At 56.4% G+C, this 6737-nt stretch carries 3 protein-coding genes; 2 read left to right on the forward strand and 1 reads right to left on the reverse strand.

Annotation, left to right across the window (positions count from 1 at the left end; all coding sequences use genetic code 11):
* The first annotated feature begins 25 nt into the window (after nucleotides 1–25).
* Nucleotides 26–2086: an ABC transporter ATP-binding protein gene (locus HYZ49_05090; GenBank protein MBI3241650.1), complete on the forward strand. Its 2061-nt coding sequence runs from the start codon at nucleotides 26–28 to the stop codon at nucleotides 2084–2086.
* Between the two features lie 141 nt (nucleotides 2087–2227).
* On the opposite strand, the gene HYZ49_05095 is transcribed toward HYZ49_05090, so the two are convergent.
* Nucleotides 2228–3637 (reverse strand): LysM peptidoglycan-binding domain-containing protein, encoded by a 1410-nt coding sequence (locus HYZ49_05095; protein MBI3241651.1) that lies wholly within the window; start codon nucleotides 3635–3637, stop codon nucleotides 2228–2230.
* A 309-nt stretch (nucleotides 3638–3946) separates the two neighbouring features.
* Here HYZ49_05095 and HYZ49_05100 point away from each other — a divergent pair.
* Nucleotides 3947–6737 (forward strand): tetratricopeptide repeat protein (locus HYZ49_05100; GenBank protein ID MBI3241652.1); only part of this gene is annotated, 2791 nt, incomplete at its 3' end.

Consider the following 6737-nt stretch of genomic DNA (forward strand, 5'->3'; position numbering starts at 1 on the left):
TTCTGAATTCTTTGGAGAGATAACCATGTTTGGAAACGCTGACGGCCTGCGCCGTATGATGAGTCAAGATCAGCTCAAACCGAAAAACCTGAGCGAGACCCTGGCCCGCTTTGGGCATTACTTTCAAGCCTATTGGCTGGCGCTGGTGCTGGCCGGCCTGTTGATTGTGGTTTCGACCTGGGCTCAGGTCACCACCCCCGAACTCATCGGCCAGGTGGTGGACTGTTACCTCACACCCGCCGCCGCAAGTTCTTTTGGAAACTTCCCCGGAGCAAGCTCTAACCAGAGCGCGGCTCAGAGCAACTGCTGGCTGTCCAAGGCGCCGGAAGAATTGACGGCCACTGAACGGGTTCTACAAACTGCCCTGACAACAGGCAACTTTCCGACTCCGGCGGCAGACGCCAGCCAGATGACGAACGACGACCGGATCGCCGGGGTGGGCCGCCTCATCTTGATTATCGTCGGCCTATTCCTCGTCAGCGCTCTGCTCACCGGCTCCACTTTCTTCCTCATGAGTTGGACCGGCCAGCAAGTCCTGCGCGTCATGCGGGTGGAAGTGTTCAAGCACTTGCACCGCCTCTCGCTGGGCTACTACGCCGAACACGAAGCGGGCGACTTGATGAGCCGCATCACCAACGACGCAACGGCCATTGAGCAGGCGTTTGGTTTCGCGCTGGTGCAGGTCTTCAGCGGCTCGTTGCTCCTGCTCTGGTTTGGCTACAGCATGTTGACGAAGAGTTTGGCTTTTGGCCTGCTCAGCCTCTCGGTGGCGCCGCTGATGATTGTCGCCACCTTCTGGTTCTCGGATCAGGCGCGCAAAGCCTTCCGCAAGACGCGGCAGGAAATGGGCAGTGTCAACGCCGAACTGCAAGAGTCGATTTCGGCGGTGCGCGAGGTGCAAGCCTTCAACCGCGCCGAAGAGAACATCGAAAACTTCAAAGTCACCAACGCCGCCAATCGCGACGCCAACATTCGGGCCGTGGCCTTCACCAGCGCCCTGGCCCCCACCCTCGAAGCCCTGAGTTACGTGGCGCTGGCCATCGTCACCTGCGTGGGCGGCTGGTATCTTCTCAAAGACGAGCCGTTCTTTGGCACAGCGGTTTCTCTAGGCCTGGTCATCACTTTCCTGGGTTACGTCCAACGCATCAATCAACCCATCCAGCAAATTGCCATTTTGTGGACGAACGTGCAAAGCGCCATCGCCGGCGGCGAGCGCATCTTCACTTTGCTCGACGAAGAACCGTCGGTGCAGGACAAGGCTGACGCGAAAGAAATGCCGGTCATCGAAGGGACGGTTGAGCTTGATCGTGCCTCCGCCGCTTACAAGAAGGGCGTGCCGGTGTTGAGCAACGTCAGCTTCAAGGCCGAACCCGGCCAGACCATCGCCATCGTCGGCCCAACCGGGGCCGGCAAGACGACGATCATCAACCTCGTCCCGCGTTTCTACGATGTGACCGGCGGCGCTGTCCGCATTGATAACATTGACGTGCGCGACGTGACCGCCGAGAGTTTGCGGCGGCAGATCGGCATCGTCCTGCAAGACACGTTTTTGTTCAGCACGACGGTGATGGAGAACATTCGCTTTGGCCGCCCCGACGCAACTGACGCAGACGTGATCGCCGCTGCGAAGCTGGCTCACGCCGATACTTTCGTCGAGCGACTGCCGGAGAAGTATCAGACCGTTTTGGGTGAACGGGGTAGCGGCCTCAGCCAGGGGCAACGTCAACTTATCTCCATTGCCCGCGCCGCCCTCGCCGACCCGCGCATCCTGATCCTCGACGAAGCCACCTCGAGCGTAGACACGCGCACCGAGCGCCTCATCCAGCAGGCGTTCGACAACCTGCTGGAGGGCCGCACCTCGTTCGTCATCGCCCATCGCCTGAGCACTATCCGCCACGCCGATACCATCCTCGTCCTCAATCAAGGAGAGGTTATCGAGCGCGGCAAGTTCGACGAACTGCTGGCGCAGAAGGGCTTCTTCTATGATCTTTACATGAGCCAGTTCCGGCGGCAGGAAGAGATGGCCGCGCCGAAGGTGGAAGCGCCTGGTGGCAACGGGCATCTCGCTGAATCGGTGACAGTGTAAAGGAATGTTGAAATCCGTTTCACCACGAAGACAAGAGGGCACAAAGGGCACGAAGAAAAACTTTGTGATCTTCGAGTCTTGGTGACTTCGTGGTGAAATCGAACGTCCCGAAAGTGCTTCGCAAACCTTCGGGACGTTTTTTTATCTCCCTCGATACGTGTTCGCGTACTGGCAGGTCAAGTTCAAATACAAGTCTCCGTAACTCGCCCCTGGCTCAATCTCAGTTCCCTCAATCCACTCGTTGAACGATTTGACGAAGAGAAAGTCGCCGCCGGTGTTGGCCGTGGCGGCAAAGGTGTCGGCAAAATAACCGCCGCCGCGCCGGTCGCGGGCGAAGTGGGGCGCGCTCGAGCGCAGGTCGCCGGGCGCGTTCACCGAGCGCGTGTCATCGAAGCCGGCGGCAATCGTGTCGGCGAAGTACAGGCTCTTGCTCACCGCCCGCAAGCCGTCGGCCCAGCGCTTCTGCTTGAGCCACGACTGCGGGTAATCGCGATGATCAATGCGATAGGCGTACAGACCGTCGAACAGTGGGTTGAAAGTTGGGTAGAGTCCCTCAGCCATCCAGATCATGTTGTGGTTCGGGTCAGTCGCGGCCCGGATGCGAGTCCAGCCGGCCAGCGCCGCCGAGTCGTTTCCCCAGGGGCGCGGCATGTCGGTGAAGATGAGGAGGGGTTTGCCGCCGAGCCGCATGTAGTTCGGCGACCCCGCCCAGTTGTTGATGACGTGATTGATGGCGTCAATGATCATCTGCTCGGTTGCGCCGGGCAGGATGTTGGTTTGAATCACAATTGCATGGCGCAAACCTGTGCCAGCAGAGGCGTTCAACAGCGAGTTGAAATTGTTGGTGGTGCGGCTCTCGGTTGGGCCGTACCAGTGGGCGGCAAAACCGTTGAGGCAGGCTTGTTGAGCCTGAGCTACATGCCGTTGGATCGTTCCGAAGTCGTCCGAGTTGTATGCGCCCGCCGAGGGCACATCCCACGTCTTCGTGCCATCAAACGTTGACGAGTCGTACCACATCACGTAATCGGCGAGGACAACTTTCTCGGTGCCGAGATGATTGACTCCGGGTGAGCCGCCACTCGCCGGGGCGGTGGTTGAGGCCGGTGGGACGGTGTTGGCGGTTCCACCTGATCCGCTCACGCCGTTCGGAATCGCCAATTTTTGCCCAACGTGAATCATGGTCGTCGTCAAGCCGTTGGCCTTTTGAATCGCGGCGATGGTTGTGCCGAACTTGCGGGCGATGCCATAAAGCGTGTCGCCGCGCTGGACGGTGTAAGTGCTGGGGTTGGCCGCCGTGTTTGACGAGGCCGCCGGTGAGGGCGAAGACCTGCCGCCCGGAATGACCAGCACTTGCCCGACATAAATCGTCGTTGTCTTCAAGCTGTTGGCCTGCTGAATGGCCGCCACCGTCGCGCCAAACTTCAGCGCGATGCGATACAGGTTGTCGCCGGGCTGAACGGTGTAGGTGTTGCCTTGCGCCGCCGTGGGCTGAACGGGGAAAACCGAGAGGGCGATGACGAGTGTCAAAAGGATGAGCAGTGTGCGTTTCATAGTGTCTCCTGCTCTTTATCGTATCTACCCAGGCGAGCGGTGGCTATAGTAAATAAGGATGCAGGAAATCTTAGACGTACTTGAAACATTTCTAGCAAGAGTTCTGCTCGAGGATAGAAAGTTGTCACCCTGAACGTTTTTGCGAAGAGTCTCTGAGCTGGCCTTCAAAGCCCGCAAACATTTTCGGCAGATTGCCCAGAGATGCTTCGGCCAGAGAGCGGCCTCAGCATGACACACAAAGCGGCCCTTATTTGAAATGTACCCGCACAGAGCAGTTGCCGAACAGCGAAGGTCGGTTATACTACGCTCATGCGCCGCATTCATCGTGGGTATCTGATCGCCGCCGTTGTGCTTGCCGTGCTAGCCTTTGTCGTCAGCCTGTGGCGCTTCCCGGAGTGGGGCCAATCTTTGCGGCTGATCGTGTCGTTGGCCGTGGCCGCCGTCGTCGGTGCGTTTGGCTTCATTGCTGCGGTGCGACAGGCTGTTGAGAAGCCCGACTCCGAATCGGCCATTACTCAAACACAAAAGTCGGGAGTGCAGATTGGTGGCTCAATCGTAATTGGCGATGTGATTGGAGGAGATAAATTTGGTGGGGATAAAGTCGCGGGCGACAAAATCATCAACATTTTGCCGCCCATCACGCCAACCTCAGCCCTCCACTATCTTCCTCCGCCTCCTTCCGACTTCACCGGGCGCGAAGCCGAACTGAAAGACTTGCGCGAAAAGATGACACCCGGCGGCCTGACGATCTCTGGCGTGCATGGGCTAGGCGGCATTGGCAAGACGGCGCTGGCCCTCAAGCTGGCCGCCGAGCTTGCGCCGCGTTACCCTGACGCTCAGTTCTTCGTTGACCTGCAAGGTGTGAGCGAGAAGCCGCTCTCACCCGCCGAAGCTCTTAGTCGTATTATCCACGCCTACCGCCCCGAAGCGCGTTTGCCCGAAAGCGCCGCCGAACTGCGCGGGCTGTATCTTTCTGTCCTGCACGGCAAGAAGGCGCTGGTATTGATGGACAACGCGAAGGACGCAGAGCAGGCGAGGCCGCTCATCCCGCCCGAAGGCTGTTTGCTCCTCGTCACCTCGCGCCAACGGTTCACCCTGCCGGGGCTGTATTCCCGGAATCTCGATACGATGGAGCCGGACGAGGCGCGGGACTTTTTGGTGAAAATTGCGCCAAGGCTTGCAAACCCGCCCGCTTCGCGTTCGACTTCGGGCGGAACAGCACCACCCTCCGCTCAGGGTGCTATCACTGTTGCGGATGAGATTGCGGCGCTCTGTGGCTACCTGCCGCTGGCCCTGCGCGCGGCGGGCAGTTTGCTGGTGGTGACGCTCGACCTTTCGCCGGAAGTTTACGTGACACAGTTGCGTGACGAGAGCAAACGACTGGAGCGCATTGGCACAGAAGGCGTAGAGGTGAGCGTAGAGGCTTCGCTCAACCTGAGTTACGTCCGCCTGTCCGCCGAGACCGCCCGAGCCTTCCAGCAATTAGCCGTCTTCCCGGCGAGCTTTGATGCATTTGCTGAAGAAGCTGTGTGCGAAGATGCGGAGCATGCACACTTGAGCGAGTTGGTGAGGCGAAACTTGGTAAGGTTTAGTGACGAAAGCAAGCGCTATAGCCTGCACGACCTTGCCCGCCTCTTTGCCCAAAAGCAATTGACTGCCTCCGAAAGCTATGAAGCGCAGAAGCGCCACGCGACACATTACAAAGCCGTGCTTGGTGCCGCCAACGAAATTTACAAGCAAGGCGACGACTCGCTCATGCGTGGGCTGGCGTTGTTTGATTTAGAACGTCAGAACATTGAGCGCGGACAGATGTGGGCCGAAAGGTTTGCCGAGATTGACGATGTGGCAACTGCTATATGTTCTGAATATGATGTCGTCGGAACGAGTATCCTAGGAATGCGTCAAATACCGCAGGTGCGTATTAATTGGGCGCAAAAGGCACTAGCCGCTGCTCGGCGCTTGAATAATCAGATTGCCGAAGGAAGACATTTATCCAATTTAGGTGATGCATATGGTATTCAAAGCGATCTGCATCAAGCTATTAATCTCTACAATCAAGCTTTAGAAATTGCTCGCAAGTCTGGTGATCGTCTAAACGAAGTCAATACGTTGCGTAACTTGGGCAGGATTTACAGGATTTTAGGGGAACAGACTCGTGCCATTGAACTCAACGAACAAGCTTTGGATGGCGCGCGTGAGATAAATGACCGTCGCAATGAAAGTATGATTCTAAACAATCTGAGTGCTGTTTATGAAGGGCTAGGCAAGTTTCGGCGTGCAATTGAGTATGGTGAACAGGCCCTGACTATTGCTCGTGAGGTCGGTGATCGCCGTGGGGAAAGCAATATTCTGAACAATTTGGGAAATGCTTACGAAAGTCTAAAAGACTATCGCACTGCTTTGAAATTCTATGAAGAAGCTAGTAGCGTTGCTCATGAGATCGGCGATCGTCTCAGCGAGGGTAATACCCTGACGAATATGGGAATCATACATTACGCACGGGGAGAAACGCACCGCGCGATTGATGTTTATGAAAAAGCATCGCATCTCTTCCGCGAGATCGGCGATCGTAGTGGTGTTGGAGATGTGGTAGGAAATCTGGGAAACGTTTACCTCGATTTAGGTGAAACAGAAAAAGCTATAGAGCTATTTACTCAACACCTAACGATCTCCGATGAAATTAATTACCCGATTGGTAAGAGCAATGCTACCGGTAATTTAGCTCGTGCTTACAATAACTTGGGGCAGTTCGAGTACGCTATTGAGTATTTCAAAAAGCAGTTAGAGATGGCTCGAGCGATAAAAGATCCTATTGGTATAGGTAATGCTTTTAACGGATTGGGGGAGTCTTACGTTGGGCTGAATGAGCCACGTCGAGCGTTAGAATTCTATGAACAGGCATTAGCGATCTATCGTGAAGCGGGTGATCGGCGCGGGGAAGGGGAGACATTGTTCAATATGACTCTCGTTTCGAGCAAATTTAAGTTGTCAAAACCGAATTATCAGCCAACGAAGTGTAGATCGCAGGCGACAAACGCAAGCACGACAAGATCGTTTCCAATAATGATGGCAGAGGCGCGAGATACTTGGAGACGTTCCC

This window comes from Chloroflexota bacterium (assembly GCA_016197225.1).
In the GTDB taxonomy this organism is placed as follows: Bacteria; Chloroflexota; Anaerolineae; order Anaerolineales; family VGOW01; genus VGOW01.

What these genes read in the sequence shown, in the direction of transcription:
- HYZ49_05090 (MBI3241650.1), top strand. Translation starts at nt 26, where the DNA reads ATGTTTGGAAACGCTGACGGCCTGCGCCGTATGATGAGTCAAGATCAG.
- HYZ49_05095 (MBI3241651.1), bottom strand. Translation starts at nt 3,637, where the DNA reads ATGAAACGCACACTGCTCATCCTTTTGACACTCGTCATCGCCCTCTCG.